Annotated in this window: 20 protein-coding genes and 1 tRNA gene; 14 read left to right on the forward strand and 7 right to left on the reverse strand. The window is 61.1% G+C overall.

The window, feature by feature from the left end; translation table 11 throughout:
• Positions 1–22: 22 nt before the first annotated feature.
• The 4 genes from ACODR6_RS13385 to ACODR6_RS13400 all read right to left on the reverse strand — a co-directional run bounded on the left by ACODR6_RS13385 (position 23) and on the right by ACODR6_RS13400 (position 3,273).
• Positions 23–1,042 carry a glucokinase gene (locus ACODR6_RS13385; protein WP_489022632.1) on the reverse strand — a complete coding sequence of 340 codons (1,020 nt, stop codon included), beginning with the start codon at positions 1,040–1,042 and terminating at the stop codon, positions 23–25.
• An 18-nt stretch (positions 1,043–1,060) separates the two neighbouring features.
• Positions 1,061–1,441 carry a methylglyoxal synthase gene (locus ACODR6_RS13390; protein WP_112385066.1) on the reverse strand — a complete coding sequence of 127 codons (381 nt, stop codon included), beginning with the start codon at positions 1,439–1,441 and terminating at the stop codon, positions 1,061–1,063.
• A gap of 84 nt (positions 1,442–1,525) precedes the next feature.
• Positions 1,526–2,593: a penicillin-insensitive murein endopeptidase gene (mepA, locus tag ACODR6_RS13395; protein ID WP_489022633.1), complete on the reverse strand. Its 1,068-nt coding sequence runs from the start codon at positions 2,591–2,593 to the stop codon at positions 1,526–1,528.
• Positions 2,594–2,700: 107 nt separating this feature from the next.
• Positions 2,701–3,273: a hydrolase gene (locus ACODR6_RS13400; protein WP_489022634.1), complete on the reverse strand. Its 573-nt coding sequence runs from the start codon at positions 3,271–3,273 to the stop codon at positions 2,701–2,703.
• Between the two features lie 118 nt (positions 3,274–3,391).
• Here ACODR6_RS13400 and ACODR6_RS13405 point away from each other — a divergent pair, with 118 nt between their 5' ends.
• The 7 genes from ACODR6_RS13405 (at position 3,392) to pncB (ending at position 12,140) form a co-directional block, all read left to right on the forward strand.
• A complete protein-coding gene (locus ACODR6_RS13405; RefSeq protein WP_489022635.1) occupies positions 3,392–5,227 on the forward strand; it encodes an extracellular solute-binding protein in 1,836 nt (611 codons plus the stop codon).
• Between the two features lie 151 nt (positions 5,228–5,378).
• The gene (locus tag ACODR6_RS13410; RefSeq protein WP_130279349.1) at positions 5,379–6,467 is read left to right on the forward strand and encodes a microcin C ABC transporter permease YejB; all 1,089 of its coding nucleotides are present in this window, start codon (positions 5,379–5,381) and stop codon (positions 6,465–6,467) included.
• Positions 6,467–7,615, forward strand: coding sequence for an ABC transporter permease (locus tag ACODR6_RS13415; RefSeq protein ID WP_489022636.1), 1,149 nt, complete (start codon positions 6,467–6,469; stop codon positions 7,613–7,615). The genes ACODR6_RS13410 and ACODR6_RS13415 overlap by 1 nt, the downstream gene beginning before the upstream one ends.
• Entirely contained in the window at positions 7,612–9,249 is a 1,638-nt protein-coding gene (locus ACODR6_RS13420) for an ABC transporter ATP-binding protein (protein WP_489022637.1), read from the forward strand. Before ACODR6_RS13415 ends, ACODR6_RS13420 begins: the two co-directional genes overlap by 4 nt.
• 8 nt (positions 9,250–9,257) lie before the next feature.
• The gene (locus ACODR6_RS13425; protein ID WP_489022638.1) at positions 9,258–10,217 is read left to right on the forward strand and encodes a 2-hydroxyacid dehydrogenase; all 960 of its coding nucleotides are present in this window, start codon (positions 9,258–9,260) and stop codon (positions 10,215–10,217) included.
• A 95-nt stretch (positions 10,218–10,312) separates the two neighbouring features.
• Positions 10,313–10,678, forward strand: coding sequence for a flagellar basal body-associated FliL family protein (locus tag ACODR6_RS13430; RefSeq protein ID WP_489022639.1), 366 nt, complete (start codon positions 10,313–10,315; stop codon positions 10,676–10,678).
• Positions 10,679–10,835: 157 nt separating this feature from the next.
• A complete protein-coding gene (pncB, locus tag ACODR6_RS13435; RefSeq protein ID WP_489022640.1) occupies positions 10,836–12,140 on the forward strand; it encodes a nicotinate phosphoribosyltransferase in 1,305 nt (434 codons plus the stop codon).
• A 5-nt stretch (positions 12,141–12,145) separates the two neighbouring features.
• On the opposite strand, the gene ACODR6_RS13440 is transcribed toward pncB, so the two are convergent.
• Entirely contained in the window at positions 12,146–12,340 is a 195-nt protein-coding gene (locus tag ACODR6_RS13440; RefSeq protein ID WP_489022641.1) for a DUF2735 domain-containing protein, read from the reverse strand.
• Between the two features lie 391 nt (positions 12,341–12,731).
• Between ACODR6_RS13440 and ACODR6_RS13445 the strand changes: the two genes are divergently transcribed.
• Together ACODR6_RS13445 and ACODR6_RS13450 are read left to right on the forward strand one after the other, a co-directional pair.
• Positions 12,732–13,772: a glutamine synthetase beta-grasp domain-containing protein gene (locus tag ACODR6_RS13445; protein WP_112714086.1), complete on the forward strand. Its 1,041-nt coding sequence runs from the start codon at positions 12,732–12,734 to the stop codon at positions 13,770–13,772.
• Between the two features lie 105 nt (positions 13,773–13,877).
• Positions 13,878–15,119, forward strand: coding sequence for a DUF763 domain-containing protein (locus tag ACODR6_RS13450; protein WP_489022642.1), 1,242 nt, complete (start codon positions 13,878–13,880; stop codon positions 15,117–15,119).
• Here the strand turns inward: ACODR6_RS13450 and ACODR6_RS13455 are convergent, their stop codons facing one another.
• Together ACODR6_RS13455 and ACODR6_RS13460 are read right to left on the reverse strand one after the other, a co-directional pair.
• The gene (locus ACODR6_RS13455; RefSeq protein ID WP_489022643.1) at positions 15,120–15,845 is read right to left on the reverse strand and encodes a hypothetical protein; all 726 of its coding nucleotides are present in this window, start codon (positions 15,843–15,845) and stop codon (positions 15,120–15,122) included.
• A 158-nt stretch (positions 15,846–16,003) separates the two neighbouring features.
• Positions 16,004–16,093 (reverse strand) — tRNA-Ser (locus ACODR6_RS13460).
• Positions 16,094–16,318: 225 nt separating this feature from the next.
• Between ACODR6_RS13460 and ACODR6_RS13465 the strand changes: the two genes are divergently transcribed.
• The 5 genes from ACODR6_RS13465 (at position 16,319) to ACODR6_RS13485 (ending at position 21,540) form a co-directional block, all read left to right on the forward strand.
• Complete coding sequence (locus tag ACODR6_RS13465; protein WP_112714080.1) at positions 16,319–16,636, forward strand: hypothetical protein; 318 nt, start codon at positions 16,319–16,321, stop codon at positions 16,634–16,636.
• A gap of 236 nt (positions 16,637–16,872) precedes the next feature.
• The gene (locus ACODR6_RS13470; protein WP_130279344.1) at positions 16,873–17,865 is read left to right on the forward strand and encodes a BMP family lipoprotein; all 993 of its coding nucleotides are present in this window, start codon (positions 16,873–16,875) and stop codon (positions 17,863–17,865) included.
• A 71-nt stretch (positions 17,866–17,936) separates the two neighbouring features.
• Positions 17,937–19,448 (forward strand): ABC transporter ATP-binding protein, encoded by a 1,512-nt coding sequence (locus tag ACODR6_RS13475; RefSeq protein ID WP_112714076.1) that lies wholly within the window; start codon positions 17,937–17,939, stop codon positions 19,446–19,448.
• Between the two features lie 7 nt (positions 19,449–19,455).
• Complete coding sequence (locus ACODR6_RS13480; protein WP_112714074.1) at positions 19,456–20,559, forward strand: ABC transporter permease; 1,104 nt, start codon at positions 19,456–19,458, stop codon at positions 20,557–20,559.
• 9 nt (positions 20,560–20,568) lie between these two features.
• On the forward strand, positions 20,569–21,540 hold the full coding sequence (locus ACODR6_RS13485) for an ABC transporter permease (protein ID WP_112714072.1): 972 nt from the start codon (positions 20,569–20,571) through the stop codon (positions 21,538–21,540).
• Positions 21,541–21,543: the final 3 nt, after the last annotated feature.

Raw genomic sequence — 21,543 nt, forward strand, 5'->3', positions numbered from 1 at the left:
CGGCGGCTTGGCTAGACAGGGCCTAGGCGCGCCAGCGTCTCCCATCCGTCGATACGCCGAAGGTTTCAGGTGCGCGGGCGTAGAAGGAAAGCCCGGCAAGGGCTGCCAGCGGATGCGTCACGACATAGGTCGGGATGGCGCGCAGCCAGTGTGAGTGCGGCGCTTTGTCCTCGAAAGCGGCGCGGAATTCCTGTTTGCGCAGCGCCGGCAGGATCTTCTGCGAGATGCCACCGGAGAGATAGACGCCGCCCTTGGCCATGAAGAGCATGGCGATGTCGCCGGCGAGCCGGCCAAGATAGGTCGCAAACAGTGAGATCGTCTCCTCGGCCACCTTGTCTGTGCCCGCGAGCGCATGGGACGTGACGTCGGCCGGATCGCTGTACTTCACGTCCAGCCCATCGGCGGTGCAGATCGCACGGTAGAGATGGATGATGCCGCGGCCGCAGAGGATCTGTTCGGCAGAAACGCGGCCCTCGATCGTCTCGATATAGGGGAAAATCTCCAGGTCACGCTTGGAGCGCGGCCCGAGATCGACGTGGCCGCCTTCGCCAGGAACCGGAATCCAGCTACCGCGGGCATGAACGAGACCGCCGACGCCAAGGCCGGTGCCCGGTCCGAGAACGGCACGCGAAGCCATCAAGTCGCCCGAGGCGGGGCCGATCTGCTCGCGGTCATTGGAGCCAAGTGCAGAGATCGCCAGTGCCTGCGCCTCAAAATCGTTGACGACGAGAACATCCTCGATGCCCAGGCCGGAAATCATCGTATGGGGACGCACGACCCAGTCGCAGTTCGTCAGCGGGATCTCGTCGCCGTTGATCGGGCCTGCAACGGCAAGGATGGCCGAACGCGGGCGTAGGGCCGTATTGGCAAAAACGCCTGCCTTGATGGCATCGTCGATCGTCTCGAAATCGGCCGTCCGGACATTCGGAAAATTCACCGCCTCGGTTGTGGCGTCGGCGAGAATGGAGAAGCGCGCATTCGTGCCGCCAATATCGCCGATCAGGATCGGGAAGGGCATATGGGCATCGCTGGCATCAAGCATGGATTGGGCCTCTTCCGTTCAAGCTTTCAGGGTCGGGATGAGTTTGTCCGCGGTCGCTTCGTTGAGCGCCATCGGGATATCGTAGACGATCGCGAGCCGCATGAGCGCCTTGACGTCGACATCATGCGGCATCGGGGTCAGCGGGTCGACGAAGAAGATCAGGGCGCCGATTTCACCCGTCGAAATCAGCGCGCCGATCTGCTGGTCGCCGCCGAGAGGGCCGCTTTTCAGACGGGTGACATCGAGGTCGGGGACTGCGTCGAGAACCCGGCCGCCCGTCGTGCCAGTCGCGACGATCTTCCATTTGGCGAGAAGGTCGCGATTGCGGCGGGCAAATTCCGCCATGTCGTCCTTCTTCTGGTCATGAGCAATCAATGCAAGGCACTTGCCGCCGGCCATGAGAAAGGACCTCCATCCCGGGTTTCAATCGATTTGGCCGCTTCTATACCAAGCCGGCGATTTGAAACACAAGCCTCACGGTAATCATTGCATCGGCTTGTCGTCAGGAACCGGGCCGATGGCGGGAAGGCCCTGGTCGGAAACGGCGGGAGCCGTTGCCGGTACCGCCGTCAGAGCGCTCGCTGCCGAGCCGCCGCCATAGGTTGCTTCGGCAACCGAGGAGACGGACGGGGCGGCCAAAATGGCAGCGCAGGCTTTTGGCAGATCGGAGACCATGCCCTCGCGCGGCGGCTTCGGCGGCGGCGCATTCGGCTTCGGCGGTGCGGGCTTCGCCCAGGGTTCCTTGGTGAACCACCACGCCAGCGATTTGTCACAGCCGTCACCGGCAGCAACGGGCGCCTGCGGCTTGCAGGCAGTGGCGCCCGGCGGGCACTTCATGCGGATGTGGAAGTGGGAATCGTGACCATATTCCGGACGCAGCTTGCCTAGATTGGTGCGGTCGCCAGTCCAGGTGTCGCACATCTTCTTCTTGATCGCCGGATTGACGAAGATGCGCTCAACCTGCGGATAGCTTGCGGCAAGCATCAGAAGTTCGGCCCGCGATTGCGTCCAGATCTTCGGGTCGACGGTCAGGAATTTGCCCTTCTGCAGCATGGTCGTGAAAGGCAGGGCTTCCCGTTGCTCGGCATTCATCCGCTGGGACGACATCGGCGTGAACCAGATATCGGCGTCGAGGCCGACCTGATGCGAGGCGTGACCATTGAACATCGGTCCGCCGCGCGGCTGCGCGATATCGCCGACGAGAATGCCCGGCCATCCGATCTGCTGCTGCGCGTCGCGCGAGAAGCGCTCGAGCAGCGAGATCATTGCCGGATTGCCCCAGCGGCGATTGCGCGAAAGCCGCATCGCCTGCCAGGTCGGTCCGTCGGCGGGAAGCGCCACGGCGCCCGACATGCAGCCCTTGGCATAGAAGCCGATCGGCTGTGCGGGCCCCTCTGACGGAAGCGATACCGAGCCGAAGATCGCCTTGGCGCTTCCCGGGCTCGGCTGCTTCTGCTGCGCGCCCGCATCGGCCGAGACGAGGCCGACGCCCAGCGCACCCGCCAAGGCGAGTTTGCCGAAAATCTTGGAAGAAGCGAGGCGGAGCGTCATGCGAATTCCCGAAATTGCCAGTGATTTGCGGTGGAATTTACCGTGAAAAGCAATTCGGGTGAATCGATGTTTTCATGGTGCTCGCGCCTAGGTGCTTTCGCCTCCGCTCAGAGATTGGCGAGGATATCGGCAGTCTTTCTGACCCGCGACAGCCGCGGCAGGATCTTCTCGCACGAAAATCCGTGCATCTCCGCCGTGAAGCTCGTTATCGCGTCTTCGGCGGCAATGACCGCGTAGTTATGCGCGTAGGCGTCGCGAATGGTCGACTCGACACCGAAATTGGTCGCGATCCCGGCGAGGATTACCGTCTTGATGCCGCGGCGGCGAAGCTGAAGGTCGAGATCGGTGCCGTAGAAGGCGCTCCACTGGCGCTTGACGACATGGGCATCGACCGTCAGCGCGGCGATCTCCGGCGGCGCCTCAAGCGCGGCGGCGGGCAATCCGCCCTTCGGGAAGCTCGCCGGTTCGTCGGCTGGATGGTTGACGGCGTCAGCGTAGTCCGCAGAGAAACCGACGGTCACCAGAATGACCGTTCCGCCCTGTGATTTCAGCTGCCTGGCAATCGCTGCCGTGTTTTCAATGACCTGCTGAGCGCTATGAGGCGCAACCGGCCGGCTGGTGATAAAGGCCTGCAGATCGATTGAGATAAGCGCGGTAGTCTTGGGATCGTAAAGGGACATACGGGGGCTCCGAACGACTAGTCAAAATTTCGCGAGAACGGCAAAAACCAAACTCTCTCCTGTTTTTCGCCGCCATTTTCCTTATTCTCGCCGAAACCGAAACAATAGGGGTTGGCGAATGGCATTTGTGGGGTCGAAGAAAAGTCTGGTTGTTGCTCTCGTGGCACTGAGCGCACTGGCCTTGCCCGTCAAAGCCCAGGAGCAGACCTTCCAGATCGGCACATCGTCCATCGGCGAACTCAAATACAAGCCGGGCTTCAAGCGCTTCGATTACGTCAATCCGGATGCGCCGAAAGGCGGCACGCTCAATCTGTCGACGACGGGGACTTTCGATACCTTCAATCCCCTGCTTTCGAAGGGTGAGCTGGCGGATGGCTCGCCGCTGGTATTCGAAACCCTGACCAAGTCTGCCGACGACGAGCTGCTCGCCAGCTACGGCCTACTGGCGGAAGGGGTTTCCTATCCTGCCGATTTCTCCAGCGCGACCTTCAGGCTGCGGGCCGAAGCAAAGTGGGCCGATGGCCAGTCTGTCACGCCTGAAGACGTCATCTTCAGCCTCGACAAGGCAAAGGAGCTCAATCCGCTTCTGTCGAACTACTATAAGCATGTCGCGAAAGCCGAGAAGACCGGCGACCGCGATGTCACCTTTACCTTCGATGAGAAGGGCAACAAGGAACTCCCGAACATCCTCGGCCAGCTGACGATCCTGCCAAAGCACTGGTGGGAGGGCATGGGTGCCGACGGCAAGCCCCGTGATATCGGCAAGACGACGCTTGAGCCGCCGATGGGCTCAGGCCCCTACAAGATTGCCGCCTTCACCGCCGGCTCCACAGTGCGCTATGAATTGCGCGACGACTATTGGGGCAAGGACCTCAACGTCAATGTCGGCCAGAACAACTTCCGCAACATCACCTACACCTTCTTCGGCGACCGCGACGTCGAGTTCGAGGCCTTCCGCGCAGGCAATGTCGACTACCGCCAGGAAAACCAGGCGAGCCGCTGGGCGACCGCCTATGATTTTCCCGCCGTCAAGGATGGCCGCGTGATCCGCGAGGAGGTCCCGAACGCTCTCCGTTCGGTCGGCATCATGCAGGCGCTGACGCCTAATACCAGGCGCGACCAGTTCAAGGATCCACGTGTTCGCGAAGCGCTCAACTATGCCTTTGACTTCGAGGACCTGAACAAGAACCTCGCCTACAACGCCTTCAAGCGGATCGACAGCTACTTCTGGGGTACCGAGCTTGCCGCGTCGGGCCTGCCGCAGGGGCGTGAACTCGAAATTCTGCAGGGCATGAAGGATCAGGTGCCGCCGGAAGTCTTCACGACGCCGTACACCAACCCTGTTGCCGGTGATCCGCAGAAGCTGCGCGACAACCTCAAGACCGCAATCGGCCTTTTCAAGGAGGCGGGGTACGAGTTGAAGGGCAACCGGATGGTCAATAGCAAGACCGGTCAGCCGATGAGCTTCGAGATCCTGCTCTCCAATTCGTCCTTCGAGCGCTCGGTCATGCCCTTTGCCAACAATCTCAAGAAGATCGGCATCGATGCGCGGCTCCGCACCGTCGATGCGTCCCAGTATACGAACCGCGTCCGCAGCTTTGACTACGACATGATCTGGTCCATCTGGGGCGAGACCATGAACCCCGGCAACGAGCAGATGGACTATTGGGGTTCCCAGGCAGCCACCCAGCAGGGATCGCGAAACTACGCCGGTATCTCAAACCCAGCGATTGACGCCCTGATCAAGATGATCATCTTTGCACCCGATCGCGATGAACAGGTTGCGGCGATCAAGGCGATGGACCGCGTGTTGCTGGCCAACCACTATGTCGTGCCGCTGTTCTACAGCAACAACTCGCGCTTGGCCTATTGGGACAGGATGGCCCATCCCGCTGAACTGCCCGAATATTCCATCGGCTTCCCCGAAGTCTGGTGGTCGAAGGACGCGAAATAGCGGACTTGCATTGGCAGGGCCGCTGGGGTCCAAATGGTCCATTCGAATCACCATGAAGAAGCCGGGCTAACCGGCGAAAGGCTTATGGATTGACGACTTCTGACAGGATGCGCATCCCGGCGAAATTCAAGACCTGGAAGGCCGCGCGCTGATGGGAGCCTATATCCTTCGCCGCCTGCTTCTGATGATACCGACGATCGTCGGCATCATGGCGATTTCCTTCACCGTCATCCAGTTTGCGCCCGGCGGCCCGGTCGAGCAGGTGATCGCCCAGTTGACCGGCCAGGCCGACAGCGCCGACCAGCGCCTTTCCGGCGGTGGTGGAGATCTGCTGGGGCAGGGCGGTGATGAAGGCTCGAAATATCGCGGCGCCCAGGGCCTCGATCCGGAATTGATCGCCAAGCTCGAAAAGCAGTTCGGCTTCGACAAGCCACCGCTCACTCGCTTCGGCGAGATGATGTGGAACTACATCCGCTTCGATTTCGGCGAGAGCTTCTTCCGCAACACCTCGGTTCTCGACCTGATCAAGGATAAGCTGCCGGTCTCGATTTCGCTCGGCGTCTGGATCATGATCTTTTCCTACGTGATCTCGATTCCGCTCGGCATCCGCAAGGCGGTCAAGGACGGCTCGACCTTCGATGTCTGGACGTCGGGTGTGATCATTGTCGGCTATGCAGTTCCAAGCTTCCTGTTCGGTATCCTGTTGATCGTTCTCTTCGCCGGCGGCTCCTTCTATGACTGGTTCCCGCTGCGCGGCCTGGTCTCGGATAATTTTGACCAGCTCGCCTGGTGGCAGAAGCCGCTCGATTATTTCTGGCATCTGACGCTGCCGCTGATCTCGCTCTCGCTCGCCGCTTTTGCCACGACGACGCTGCTGACGAAGAATTCCTTCATCGAGGAGATCAAGAAGCAGTATGTGACGACGGCGCGCGCCAAGGGCTTGAATGAACGCCAGGTGCTCTATGGTCACGTCTTCCGCAACGCCATGCTGATCATCATCGCCGGCTTCCCCGGCGCCTTCATCTCGGCCTTCTTCACCGGATCGCTGCTGATCGAGAATATCTTCTCGCTCGATGGCCTCGGCCGCCTCGGCTATCTCTCGGTCGTCAACCGCGATTACCCGATCGTCTTTGCGACGCTCTACATCTTCTCGCTGCTCGGCCTCTTCGTCAGCCTGATCTCGGACCTGATCTACACCTGGATCGATCCCCGCATCGACTTCGAGCGGAGGGATGTCTGATGGATACCGCTGCAAATCCCGCGACGGCGACGCCCGTCAAGCCGCCGCGCAAGGGCCTTCTGTCGCCGACGAACGTCCGCCGCTGGCGGAATTTCAAGGCGAACCGGCGCGGCTATTGGTCGTTCTGGCTGTTCATGATCCTCTTCGTGCTGACCCTGTTTGCCGAACTGATCGCCAATGACAAGCCGATCATCGCGTCCTACAAGGGCGAGATCCTCTTCCCCGTCGTCATCGATTACCCGGAAGAGAAATTCGGCGGCTTCCTGGCGGAGACGGACTATCGCTCTGATGTCATCGCCGACGAAATCAATGCCAATGGCTGGATGATCTGGCCGCCGATCCATTATTCCTACCGCTCGGTCAATTCCAACATCCCGCGCTCGGCGCCGACGCCGCCCTTCTGGCTGATGAGCGCCGAAGAGCGCTGCGCCGGCTATCCGCAGGGCGTCAACGATCCGAATTGCAATTACGGCAATCTGAACTGGCTCGGCACCGACGATCAGGCCCGCGATGTGCTGGCCCGCGTCATCTATGGCTTCCGCATCTCCGTCCTCTTCGGTCTGGCGCTGACGATCTGCTCGGCGATCGTCGGGGTGACGGCCGGTGCGGTCCAGGGCTATTTCGGCGGTTGGACTGATCTGCTGTTGCAGCGCTTCATCGAGATCTGGTCGTCGATGCCGGTTCTCTACATCCTGCTGATCATCGCCGCGATCCTGCCGCCGGGCTTCTTCGTGTTGCTCGGCATCATGCTCTTGTTCTCCTGGGTCGGCTTCGTCGGCGTCGTGCGCGCCGAATTCCTGCGCGCCAGAAACTTCGAGTATGTCCGCGCCGCCCGCGCGCTTGGAGTCAACAACCGCACCATCATGTGGCGCCACCTGCTGCCGAACGCCATGGTCGCGACGCTGACCTTCCTGCCTTTCATTCTTTCGGGCTCGATCACCACGCTGACCTCGCTGGACTTCCTCGGCTTCGGTATGCCGCCCGGCTCGCCGTCGCTGGGTGAGATGATCGCGCAGGGCAAATCCAATCTGCAGGCGCCGTGGCTCGGGCTCACTGCCTTCTTTGCCATGTCGATCATGCTCTCGCTGCTGATCTTTATCGGCGAGGCGGTGCGCGATGCCTTCGATCCAAGAAAGACCTTTCAATGAGTGAGAGCTCCGAAACCCTCCTCTCGGTCAAGGATTTGTCCGTCGCCTTTCATCAGGGCGGCGAAACATCGCTGGCTGTGGATCGCATTTCCTTTGAGATCCGCAAGGGGGAAGTCGTGGCGCTGGTCGGCGAGTCCGGCTCCGGCAAATCCGTCTCGGCCAACTCCATCCTGCGGCTGCTTCCCTATCCCTCGGCGAGCCACCCGACGGGCCAGATCCTGTTCAAGGGTAAAGACCTCTTGAAGGCATCGGACAAGGAGCTGCGCCAGGTGCGCGGCAACGACATCACGATGATCTTCCAGGAGCCGATGACATCGCTCAATCCGCTCCACTCGATCGAGAAGCAGATCGCCGAAATCCTCGATCTGCATCAGGGTGTAACCGGTGCCGCCGCCCGAAAGCGCGTGCTCGAGCTCCTCAATCAGGTCGGCATCCGCGAACCGGAGAAACGCCTGAAGGCCTATCCGCATGAACTGTCCGGCGGCCAGCGTCAGCGCGTCATGATCGCCATGGCGCTCGCCAACCGTCCGGAGCTGCTGATCGCCGACGAGCCGACGACGGCGCTTGATGTCACCGTTCAGGCGCAGATCCTGGAGCTGCTGCGCCAGCTGAAAGGCGAGCATGGCATGTCCATGCTCTTCATCACCCACGATCTCGGCATCGTCCGCAAATTTGCCGACCGCGTCTGCGTCATGACCAAGGGCAAGATCGTCGAGACCGGCACGGTCGAGGAAGTCTTCACCCGGCCGCAGCACGATTATACCCGCCATCTGCTGGCCTCCGAGCCGCGCGGCGAGCCGCCGCTCGCCGATCCCTCGAAGCCTGTCGTCATCGAAGGCAACCATGTCCGCGTCTGGTTCCCGATCAAGGCCGGGCTGATGCGCCAGGTCGTCGATCACGTAAAGGCGGTCGATGGCATCGATCTGTCGCTGCGCGCCGGACAGACACTCGGCGTCGTCGGCGAATCCGGCTCCGGCAAGACGACGCTTGGATTGGCGCTGACGCGACTGATCTCGTCGAAGGGCCGCATCAGCTTCGTCGGTAAGGATATAGCGAGCTATTCGTTCACGCAGATGCGGCCGCTGCGCAACCAGCTGCAGGTCGTCTTCCAGGACCCCTATGGATCGCTCAGCCCGCGCATGTCGGTCGGCGATATCATCGCTGAGGGCCTGAAGGTACATGAGCGCTCGCTCACGCACGAGGAGCGTGACCAGCGCGTCTGCTGGGCGCTGGAGGAAGTCGGTCTCGATCCGCTGACCCGCTGGCGCTACCCGCATGAATTTTCCGGCGGTCAGCGGCAGCGCATTGCGATCGCCCGCGCCATGGTGCTGAAGCCGCGCTTCGTCATGCTCGACGAGCCGACCTCGGCGCTCGACATGAGCGTCCAGGCGCAGGTCGTCGATCTCCTTCGCGATCTGCAGAAGAAGCATGATCTCGCCTATCTCTTCATCAGCCATGACCTGAAGGTCGTCAAAGCGCTCGCCAACGATGTCATCGTCATGCGCTTCGGCAAGGTGGTGGAGCAGGGGCCTTCGGCCGAGATCTTCAGCACGCCGAAGGACGATTACACCAAGGCGCTGATGGCCGCCGCGTTCAACATCGAGGCAGTGCCGACGCCTGCCGTGCAGCAGTAAAGAAGACCATGTCCGCAAGGCCGCCCGTTCTCGTCGATCTCAAGTTCAATCCTGAGGGCATCGCCCGCATCCTGAAGACCGCCTTTGCGGATCGCGGCAGCATCAATCTCGCCGATCCCGAGACCAAGGGCAGGGATCTCAGTGCCTGCGAATACGCGCTGCTCTGGAAGCCGGACGCTGATCTCTTCGACCGCGCACCGAACCTGAAGATCATCTTTTCCGGCGGCGCCGGCGTCGACAGCATCATGACGCTGCCGGGCCTGCCCGATGTGCCGATCGTCCGCTTCGTCGATCGCAGCCTGACGGTGCGGATGAGCGAATGGGTGGTCATGCAGTGCCTCATGCACCTGCGCGATCAGCGCGGCCACGACCAGCATCAGCGCGATCGAATCTGGGGCAAGATGGCGCCTCCGGAAGCCGCCGAAATCACCGTCGGCGTCATGGGCCTCGGCGTGCTCGGCCAGGACGCCGTGCGCAAGCTCAAGGTCATGGGCTTCAACGTTATCGGCTGGTCGCGCACGAGGAAGGAACTGGAAGACGTCGAAACCTTCGATGCCGCAGGCCTCGATCTCTTCCTGTCGAAGACCGATATCCTCGTTGGCCTGCTGCCGCTGACGCCGGAGACGACCGGCTTCTACAATGCCAGCCTGTTCGGCAAGCTCCGCCAGGGCGGTGCCCTCGGCAAGCCCGTCTTCATCAATGCCGGGCGCGGCAAAAGCCAGGTTCAATCCGATATCGTTTCGGCAGTCGAAGGCGGCATCCTTGGCGGCGCCTCGCTCGATGTCTTCGAGGTGGAGCCGTTGCCCGCCGACGATCCGCTCTGGGGTCTCGACAGCGTCTTCATCACCCCCCATGACGCGGCGATTTCAGAGGAAAATGCGCTCTTCCGCCATGTCGAGCAGCAGATCGCCCGCTTCGAGCGCGGCGAGCCCCTGCAGTTCCTGGTCGATCGCACCGCCGGTTACTGACCGGCCGGGAACCTTCGCAGCCTCTTTTCGTTGTTCTTCCGTAGGCTCTGCAGCAGACCGCATCGCGGCTGCCCAGAAATCGGAAGGAGACAGGCATGGCGCATCAGATGGAAACCCGCTGGGAAAAATCCGATGGCAAGCTTCATGAAGAAGAGCAGATTTCTCCGGTCAAGGCCAAGCAGGGCCGTACCGGCAAGCGTATTCTGACGGTTCTGATCGTCGCCCTCGTGCTCGCCTTCATTGTCTGGATCCCGGTGGAGATCTGGGGCAAGCGTGAGGCCAGCGAGGTTGCGCCGCAGCAGCCCGGCCAGGAATTGCAGTCTGAGCAGCCGGCGCCACCGGCAGCCCCGTCGCTGCAGAATGGCAATGGCGTACCGACCGAGACGCCGAACAATTCGGCTCCCGCTGGCAACGCCCGCCCTGCGACCCCGGCAACACCGGCAGCGCCCTCTGCGCAGTAATGGGGTATTGGGTCCAGGCGATCATCAAAGGCCCTGCCGCTTCCCGCGGCAGGGCTTTGTATTTGCGCTGGACTTTACCGTATGATTTTTCGATAAGAAGACGCACAGGACCGGCCGTCATGTGCCGCGCACCCGGCCGGTATGCATGGGGTGGAGCATGGCCAAGACCGATATCGCAAGACGCGTTTACAATCACGCCTGGAAGCTGGACCCGATCGTCCGCAGCCTGATCGATACGGACTTCTACAAGCTTCTGATGCTGCAGATGATCTGGAAGCTCTATCCCGACGTCAACGCAACCTTCACGCTGATCAACCGGACCAAGCGCGTGCTGCTCGCCGAGGAGATCGACGAGGGTGAACTGCGCGAGCAACTGGACCACGCGCGCACGCTGCGTCTCTCCAAGAAGGAAATGATCTGGCTCGCCGGTAACAGCTTCTATGGCCGCGCCCAGATCTTCGAGCCTGAATTCCTCGCCTGGTTTTCGCATTTCCAGCTGCCGGAATACGAGCTCTCCAAGAAGGATGGCCAATACGTTCTGGATTTTCACGGCTCCTGGAAGGAGACGACGATGTGGGAAATCCCGGCGCTGGCGATCATCAATGAGCTGCGCTCGCGCTCGGCGATGAAGGCGCTCGGTCCCTTCACGCTCGATGTTCTCTATGCCCGTGCCAAGGCCAGGATGTGGACCAAGGTCGAGCGACTGAAGGAACTCCCGGGTCTCAGGATTTCCGATTTCGGCACGCGCCGCCGTCACAGCTTCCTGTGGCAACGCTGGTGCGTCGAGGCGCTGAAGGAAGGCATCGGCCCGGCTTTTACCGGCACCAGCAACGTTTTGCTCGCCATGGACTCCGATCTGGAAGCCGTCGGCACCAACGCCCACGAACTGCCGATGGTCGCCGCAGCGCTGGCGCACACCGATGACGACCTTGCCAAGGCACCCTACAAGGTTCTGCGCGATTGGAACCGCCTCTATGGCGGCAACCTGCTGATCGTCCTGCCGGATGCCTTCGGCACCACGGCTTTCCTGCGCGACGCGCCGGAATGGGTTGCCGACTGGACCGGCTTCCGTCCGGACAGCGCGCCGCCGGTCGAGGGCGGTGAGAAGATCATCGAGTGGTGGAAGAAGATGGGTCGCGATCCGCGCCAGAAGCTTCTGATCTTCTCGGATGGGCTGGATGTCGACGCGATCATCGACACCTACAAGCATTTCGAGGGACGGGTCCGCATGAGCTTCGGCTGGGGAACCAACTTGACGAATGATTTCGCCGGTTGCGCACCGACCGAAATCTCCGGGCTGAACCCGATCTCCGTCGTCTGCAAGGTCAGCGACGCCAATGGCCGCCCTGCAGTCAAGCTCTCAGACAATCCGCAAAAGGCTACAGGTGAGCCGGCCGAGGTCGAGCGCTATCTGAAATTCTTCGGCGCGGAAGATCGCGTCGATCAGGAAGTGTTCGTCTGATGTGATCAGGCGTGCGGCTTGCGCTTGTCTTCTTCCTCTTCACGGATCGCATCCTGGTGATACCAGCTGTCGAAAGCCGCATCGCAGATGTTGGGATCGATCGCGAGCGGATCCTTCGCGCAAAAGCGCTCGCCGGGACGGCGGAACTTGACGGGGAACTGGTAGATCTTTGCGGATTCGCCTTGAAAACTTGTCGGCATCCTATCGCCTTCCATTATCTATGCGTACCGGTCATCCGGGCAGTGATAATAACAGATTGCCCATGATTTGCGCAAATGGCTCAAAATATAGGCAATTATTGTGGGCTTCGTAAGCAGTTGATAAAATGCGTGAAAACTTCTGTGGCTCCTGCATCTTTTTCAGGCGTTTGGGCCTTTGAAAGAAAAACGCAGCCATCGTCCGCCAGTTCCCGCCTAACCCCCCGCTTTCATTGAAAGTTAACGTCCAGTCTCGCCGGCGCCCTGCCTGCGCGTTTTGACGCACCCTGAAGGGCGGATTTCGAACTGGCACGCTACGTGCTTGTTAGTGTGCATCCGCTGGTGAAACGCACCCTCAGGATTTGTGACACGCACACGTTTGAGAGACTGGCCAATGACAAAGTATAAGCTCGAGTACATCTGGCTCGATGGGTACACTCCTGTACCGAACCTGCGCGGCAAGACGCAGATCAAGGAATTCGACGCGTTTCCGACGCTCGAGCAGCTCCCGCTCTGGGGCTTCGATGGTTCGTCCACGATGCAGGCCGAAGGCCGCAGCTCTGATTGCGTCCTGAAGCCGGTCGCAGTTTATCCGGATCCGGCACGCACGAACGGCGTTCTCGTCATGTGCGAAGTCATGATGCCCGACGGCGTTACCCCGCACGCTTCCAACAGCCGCGCGACCATCCTCGACGACGAAGATGCATGGTTCGGCTTCGAGCAGGAATACTTCTTCTACGAAAACGGCCGTCCGCTCGGCTTCCCGGAGCAGGGCTACCCGGCTCCGCAGGGTCCGTATTACTGCGGCGTCGGCTCGTCCAACGTTGGCCCGGTTGCCCGCGAAATCGTCGAAGAGCATCTCGACCAGTGCCTCGCTGCCGGCATCAACCATGAAGGCATCAATGCCGAAGTGGCCAAGGGTCAGTGGGAATTCCAGATTTTCGGCAAGGGCTCCAAGAAGGCTGCCGACCAGATCTGGATGGCACGCTACCTGCTGCAGCGCCTGACTGAAAAGTACGGCATTGACATCGAATATCACTGCAAGCCGCTCGGCGACACCGACTGGAACGGCTCGGGCATGCACTGCAACTTCTCGACCAAGTACATGCGCGAAGTCGGCGGCAAGGCTTACTTCGAAGCCCTGATGGCGCAGTTCGAAAAGAACCTCGACGCTCATATCGCTGTCTACGGTCCTGATAACGACAAGCGCCTCACCGGCAAGCACGAAACGGCTCCGTGGAACAAGTTCTCCTACGGCGTTGCCGACCGTGGTGCTTCGATCCGCGTTCCGCACTCCTTCGTCAAGAACGACTACAAGGGCTACCTGGAAGATCGCCGCCCGAACTCTCAGGGCGACCCCTACCAGATCGCTTCGCAGGTTCTGAAGACGATCTCGGAAGTTCCGCTGTCGGGTTCGGCTTCGGCTGCTGCCTGAGGCTAAAAGGGTTTTCCTCCCAAGGGCGCCGGCTGCTTGCAGCCGGCGTTTTCTTTTTGATGCACCGGATTCCTTCGGCTGCGCGACGCAGCTATAATTGCGTCCATGGCTCAAAGAGCAGGCAGCGCCGATCTTCCCCTGCATGGCGGCAGGGTTCCCAAATGGCTGGGCGACCGGATGACGAAGCTCGGTGCCCTGGTCACCGAAGCGATCGTCCATCACTACGGCCGCGACGAATTCCTGCGCCGTCTGGCGCACCCTTTCTGGTTCCAGTCCTTCGGCGCCGTCATGGGCATGGACTGGCATTCCTCGGGCATCACCACCAGTGTTCTCGGCGCGCTGAAGCGCGGCCTGACGCCGCTCTCGGGCGAGCTCGGCCTGCATGTCTGCGGCGGCCGCGGCGCCCAGTCGCGGCGCACGCCGGACGAGCTGGCCGCGATCGGCAACCGCGTCGGCATCGACGGCATTGCGCTGGCGCAGGCAAGCCGCCTCGTCGCCAAGGTTGATAGCGCCGCCCTCCAGGATGGCTTCGACCTCTACCTCCACGGCTTCATCGTCACCGACGACGGCAAATGGGTGGTGGTTCAGCAAGGCATGAACGGCGACAACAGGCAGGCCCGCCGCTATCACTGGCTGTCCGAGGGCCTGGAGAGCTTCGTGAACTCGCCGCATGCGGCGATCGAAGGCCGCACGCAGGGCAACATCGTCAACCTCGCCGACAGACGTGCCGAGCGCTCCCGCGCCGGACAGCTCGATCTCCTCGCAACGCTCGGCCCCGACCGCATCGTCCGCGAAGCCGCAGCACTGGCGCTTGACACGAGAAAGCCTGCGCCGCTGCCCGACCAGATGCTCCTGCCGCACCTGATCATGCCCGCCCATCACGATGTCCGCGAAAAGGACGTCAACATGAAGCGTCTGCACGGCAATCTGGCGGCCGCGGCGGATCGTGGCCCTGAAGATTTCGAGCAGCTTCTCCTCGTCCCCGGTGTCGGCGCCCGCACGGTGCAAGCGCTCGCCATGGTCGCCGAGGTCGTCCACGGCGCGCCCTACCGCTTCTCCGACCCCGCCCGTTTCTCGATCGCCCACGGCGGCAAGGACCGCCATCCATTCCCCGTGCCGCTGAAGGTTTACGACGAAACCATCAAGGTGATGAAGTCGGCGGTCCAGAAAGGCCGCCTCGGGCGCGAGGAAGAGCTTCAGGCCCTCAAACGCCTCGACGATCAGTCCCGCCAGCTGGAGCGCTATGTCACGGGCCCCGATCTCAAGGAGATCGTTGCCGGCGAATTTAGGAATTCGCCGGAATGGGGCGGTCGCAGCGTGTTCGGCTGGGAGGGGGAGGAGCGGTAGTTATTCCGTGCCGAGCCTGCCGAACTGCCCCGGCTTGCGCTTGGCAGGTACAGGCGCTCTGGCTCCCATCGGGTAGCGATCGGAAGGGCGCGGGCCGTCTCCCGGAATAAACGCCAGAACCAGGAGCACGGCGTAGAAGAATATCGCGATCCCTTGGATCGCAATGTCAGGAAGCGGGATCGCCACGAATTTCGGGATGAAGACGGGCGCAAGCGGCACCAGCATCACATATTGCGGCCAGCCGATGTGCCGAATCCTGCTCGATACCATGTAAAGGAGACCGATGACGGTTACGGCCGTCATCGCGATCACCGAAATGAAGTGAAGCGTTTCGAACATCGACCGGCGTGCCGCAAGGTCCGCCGCTCGGCGATCGACCGAGGCGCCGCCGCCCAGAATCATGCTCATCGCGCCGGCAGCCGTAGCGGCTCGCAGTTTCTCCATGTCCTCCGGCGTCGGCTTGCGGCCGGAAGCAACGAGGTCGTTCAGAGCTTTCTCCTGCCCTGGAAACATCAGCGGCATGTTCTTGCCGTTGCCGGCCGGTCGTTTCGCACCAACCGCAGTATCGCTAACCGGCCGAGGCGCCATGAGCTCGCGTGCGGCTTGGTCATGCTGAGCCATGATGAAGCGCTCGATCGGGTCTTTGGCGAAATCGAAGCAGAACATGAGGACCAGCAGGATTGCATAGCCAATCCGTCCCAGCTTGGACTCGCCGAATATAGTCATGAAGTTGAGTTCCCCACCGCAACGCAGGGAATATGCTCTCATTGGTTGAATAAGGTGCTAACGAGCCAGCGTAAATTCTAGAAAATCTGTGGCTCGACAGGCAATCTGTCGTGTGGCGCCGCAACCGCGAGGCATGGCAATGTCGGGAAAAAGAAAAATGGCGGACAAGGTGGGATTCGAACCCACGGTACGCTTTCACGTACACACGCGTTCCAGGCGTGCGCCTTAAACCACTCGGCCACCTGTCCTGCTTTTTGATTGGCGTCAGTGGACGCAAATCGTTGGAACGGCGCGATATATACCGATGAATTTTCGAGGATCAACCTAAATCTAACAGATTTTTGACTTCTTCGGATAAAACTCCGCCCGCGTCATGCATTGCGCTTTCCAGGACACGGACTTATCGTGGCCTTGAGGGCGGAAAATGGCGTGGCTGGCCGGGGTTTTCGGCATCGGGTGCGCCGGAGGGTTTTATGCGTTTCTTGTTGCGTTTGAGTAGTCTTGTCGCGCTTGCCGTTGCGGTGATCGCGGGGACGATCGATTCCATCCAGTCCGTTGCGGCCTCCGCTGTGGTGATGACGCCGATGGGCGATGCCTGGCAGGATGTCAGCCCCGCCTCGCTTTTGGCGCTGCAGTCCGCAACCGCTTATTATATCCACCCGCGCTTCTACGCTTTCATCTTCCAGTGGCTGATGCTGCAGCCCGCTTTCGGGGTGTTTCTGGTGCTTGCGCTGCTGCTCTGGATGGTCGGATATAAGAAGCCCCCGGTTGCAGGCCGCTTCACGGCCTGATCACCGAAAAAGCAGTTTCGTAGCGGCTTTTGCGCAGAAATCAGCCTGATTGACCTGATTTTCGGCATCCCCGGCAAATTTTTACCACCCGAAAAATTTCTCGTGAAATTTTCATTCAGCCATGCAAGGATGCGCGAAGCCAGGCCTCCGGGGGGAGGCCGGTGGTTCCGCAGACATGCCTCGCAGAAGGCTTGCGGGAGGACCCCTAACAAATAGCAACAACAGGGCTGCAACTCATGAAAAAAACCCTCCTTTCTCTCCTGGCCGTGGCCGCGATGTCCACGACGGCGCTCGCCGCTGACATCAAGCCGGCTCTCGTTTACGGCACCGGCGGAAAGTTCGATAAGTCCTTCAACGAAGCTGCCTACAATGGCGCTGAAAAGTTCAAGAAGGAAACCGGTATCGCTTATCGCGATTTCGAGCCGACCGGCGATACGCAGGGCGAGCAGGCTATCCGCAACTTCGCAAGCCGTGGCTTCAACCCGGTTGTTGCCGTCTCCTTCGCCTGGACCTCGGCGGTCGAAAAGGTTGCTGCTGAATTCCCGGACACCAAGTTCATCATCGTTGACGCCGTCGTCGACAAGCCGAATGTCCGTTCGGTCGTCTATAAGGAAGAAGAAGGCTCCTTTCTCGTCGGCGTTCTCGCCGGCATGGCATCGAAGACCGGCAAGGTCGGCTTCGTTGGCGGCATGGACATTCCGCTGATCCGCAAGTTCGAATGCGGCTATGAGCAGGGCGCTCGCTCGGTCAAGGCCGACGTTGAAGTGTTCCAGAACATGACCGGCACGACCGGCGCTGCCTGGAACGACCCGGTTCGCGGCGGTGAGCTCACCAAGAACCAGATCGATCAGGGCGCTGACGTCGTTTACGCGGCAGCTGGCGCGACCGGTCTCGGCGTTCTCCAGACAGCTGCCGACAACAAGAAGCTGTCGATCGGCGTCGACTCCAACCAGAACTACCTGCATCCGGGCTCGGTCCTGACCTCGATGGTCAAGCGCGTCGACCTCGCCGTCTACAACGCTTATTCCGACACCAAGAACGACAAGTTCACCGGTGGCGTCCAGGCTCTCGGCGTCAAGGAAGACGGCGTTGCCGCTGCGATCGACGAAAACAACAAGTCGCTGATCACGCCGGAAATGCAGGCTGCTGTCGACAAGGCAAAGGCTGACATCATCGCAGGAACCATCAAGGTTCACGACTACACGTCGGACAACGCTTGCCCGAAGTGATCCGCGATTGAGATGGGCGTATGGCGTGTTGATTTCACCGCCATACGCCCTTTTCTTATTTGGAGCCTGCTGTGACAGACACGCCCGCAATCGAACTCGTGGGCATCGATAAGAAATTCGGTGCCGTCCACGCAAACAAGGACATCAACCTTACCGTCGCCAAGGGCTCGATCCATGGCATCATCGGCGAAAACGGTGCCGGTAAGTCGACTTTGATGTCGATCATCTACGGCTTTTATCACGCCGACGCCGGCGAAATCCGCGTCAATGGCACGCCGATCTCGATCCGCGACAGCCAGACGGCGATTGCCGCCGGTATCGGCATGGTGCACCAGCACTTCATGCTGGTCGACAATTTCACGGTGCTTGAGAACATCATGCTCGGCGCCGAAGGCGGCGCGCTGCTCGCCAAGGGCGTGGCTTCTGCCCGCGCCGAGCTGAAGCGCCTGGAAAAGGAATACGGCCTGGAGGTCAATCCTGACGCGCTCATCGAGCAGCTTCCGGTCGGCCTGCAGCAGCGCGTCGAAATCCTGAAGGCCATGTATCGTGGGGCCGAGATCTTGATCCTCGACGAGCCGACGGGCGTTTTGACCCCGGCCGAAGCCGATCACCTGTTCCGCATCCTCAAGGTGCTGCGCGATCAGGGCAAGACGGTCATCCTCATCACCCACAAGCTGCGCGAGATCATGGCGATCACCGATACGGTATCGGTCATGCGCCGCGGCGAAATGGTGGCGACCCGCAAGACGGCCGAGACGACGGTCGAAGAACTCGCCGAGCTGATGGTCGGCCGCCGCGTTCTGCTGCGCGTCCAGAAGGGCGAATCCAATCCGGGCAAAGTCATCCTGTCGGTCAAGAACCTGACGGTGAAGGACAACCGCGGTGTCACCATGGTCGACAACGTCTCCTTCGATGTCCGGGGCGGCGAGATCGTCGGCATTGCCGGCGTTGCCGGTAACGGCCAGTCGGAACTGCTCGAAGCCATCGCCGGCATTCGCAAGCCGGCATCCGGCGAAATCCTGCTCGACGGCCAGCCGATCGACAAGGCCGATCCCGCGCGCCTGCGCGAACTCGGTCTCGCTCATATTCCCGAAGACCGCCATCACATGGGGCTGGTCCTGAAATTCGAGGAATATGAGAACTCGGTCCTCGGCTATCACCGCAAGCCGGCCTACAGCAAAGGCCCGCTGCTCGATCTCGATGCCATCCGTAAGGATGCCATGGAGAAGATCGAGAAATACGACATCCGCCCGCCGAACCCGCGCCTGAAGACTGCGAACTTCTCCGGTGGTAACCAGCAGAAGATCGTCGTCGCCCGTGAGATCGAGCGTGATCCGTCGGCCCTGATCATCGGTCAGCCGACCCGTGGCGTCGATATCGGCGCCATCGAATTCATTCACCGCCGGATCATCGAGATGCGCGACGCGGGCAAGGCGATCCTGCTCGTCTCCGTCGAACTCGATGAAATCCGTGCCCTTTCCGACCGTATCCTTGTCATGTTTGCCGGCCATGTCGTCGGCGAGAAGACGCCCGATGCCGGTGAACAGACCCTCGGCCTGATGATGGCCGGCATTGCCGCGTGAGGCCTGAATGAGCACTGCTTCCGTACCCCTACCGCGATGGATCAATTACGGCCTCATTCCGTTCCTGAACCTTCTCGTCGCTTTCCTCATCTCCGGCTTCGTCGTCTGGCTGATCGGCGAGAGCCCGCTTGATGCGCTCTCCCTGCTGATCGAAGGCGCTTTCGGCAGCGGCGAAGGCATCGGCTTCACGCTGTTTTACGCCACGAGCTTCATCTTCACCGGCCTCTCGGTCGCCGTCGCCATCCATGCGGGCCTGTTCAATATCGGCTCGGAAGGTCAGGCCTATCTCGGCGGTCTCGGCTGCGCGCTGGTGGCGCTGGCGCTGGACAATTACGTGCCCTGGTATGTGACGATGCCGATCGCCGTCCTCGGCGCAGGCATCTTCGGCGCCGCCTGGGCCTTCGTCCCGGCCTACCTTCAGGCCAAGCGCGGCAGCCACATCGTCATCACCACGATCATGTTCAACTACATCGGCGCGGCGCTGATGGTGTATCTTCTGGTGCATGTGCTGATCGTCCCGGGCAAGATGGCGCCGGAAACGCGCACCTTCCTTGATGGCGGCCAGCTGCCGAAGCTCGGATGGATCATGGAGATCTTCGGCGGTAAGCTCGGTGCTGCGCCGTTCAACGTCTCCTTCATCATCGCGCTTGTCGTCGCCTGGCTCGTCTGGCTGCTGATCTGGCGTACCAAGCTCGGCTTTGAAATGCGTACGCTCGGCGTCAGCCCGACGGCTGCCGCTTACGCCGGCATTCCCTATGCCCGCACGGTCATGATCGCCATGCTGCTCTCGGGCGCACTGGCCGGCATGATGGCACTGAACCCGGTCATGGGTGCGTCTGCCCGCCTGCAGGTCGAATTCGTCGGTGGCGCCGGCTTCGTCGGCATCGCCGTCTCGCTGATGGGCCGCAATCATCCGCTCGGCATCATCTTCGCCGCGATCCTCTTCGGTGTCCTCTATCAGGGCGGCGACTGGATCTCCTTCGAGATGCCGAACATCACCCGTGAGATGATCCTGGTCATCCAGGGTCTCGTCATCCTCTTTGCCGGTGCTTTGGAATACATGTTCCGCCCGGCGATGGTTCACATCTATCAGCGGCTAACGGGCAAGTGAGGGCGAGCGATGGATTATTATGACATCTTCATCAGCGTTCTCAGCTCGACGATCCGTCTGTCGATACCGCTGATCTTCACCGCGCTTGCCGGCTTGTTCTCCGAACGTGCAGGCGTCTTCGATATCGGCCTTGAGGGCAAGATGCTGGGCTCGGCCTTTGCCGCCGCCTGCGTCGCCTATGTCACCGATTCCGCCTGGCTCGGCCTCGTTGCCGGCATCCTCTGCTCGGTGGCGCTCAGCCTGGTCCATGGCTTTGCCTCGATCACCAATCGCGGCAACCAGATCATTTCGGGCGTCGCCATCAACTTCTTCATTGCCGGTATCACCATCGTGCTCGGCCAGGCCTGGTTCGGCCAGGGCGGGCGCACGCCGCAGCTTGCGGGCGAGGCGCGCTTCTCGCCGATCATCCTGCCGGGCGCCGATGCGATGCGCGAAGTTCCCGTCATCGGTCCGCTCTATGCGAATGTGATTTCGGGCAACAACATCCTGACCTATCTCGCTTTCGTGGCGGTGCCGCTCTCCTGGTGGATCCTCTACCGCACGCGCTTCGGTCTTCGCCTGCGCGCAGTCGGAGAAAATCCGGGTGCGGTCGATACTGCCGGTATCTCGGTCACCTGGCTGCGCTACCGCGCCGTCATGTGCGCCGGCATCCTCTGCGGTTTCTCCGGCACCTATCTGGCGATCGCCCAGTCGGCGGCCTTCATCAAGGACATGTCGGCCGGCAAGGGCTATATCGCGCTCGCTGCGCTCGTCTTCGCCAAGTGGAAGCCGGTGCCCGTCATGTTCGCATGCCTGCTCTTCGGCTTTCTCGATGCGCTGGCAAACTTCATGCAGGGAAAGCAGGTACCGTTGATCGGCGAAGTGCCGGTGCAGATCTTCCAGGCGCTGCCCTACGTCCTCACCTGCGTGCTGTTGGCCGGTTTCATCGGCGTAGCAATCCCGCCGAAGGCCGGCGGCGTGCCCTATACGAAGGAACGTTGATCC

The organism is Rhizobium sp. FG96 (assembly GCF_057808655.1).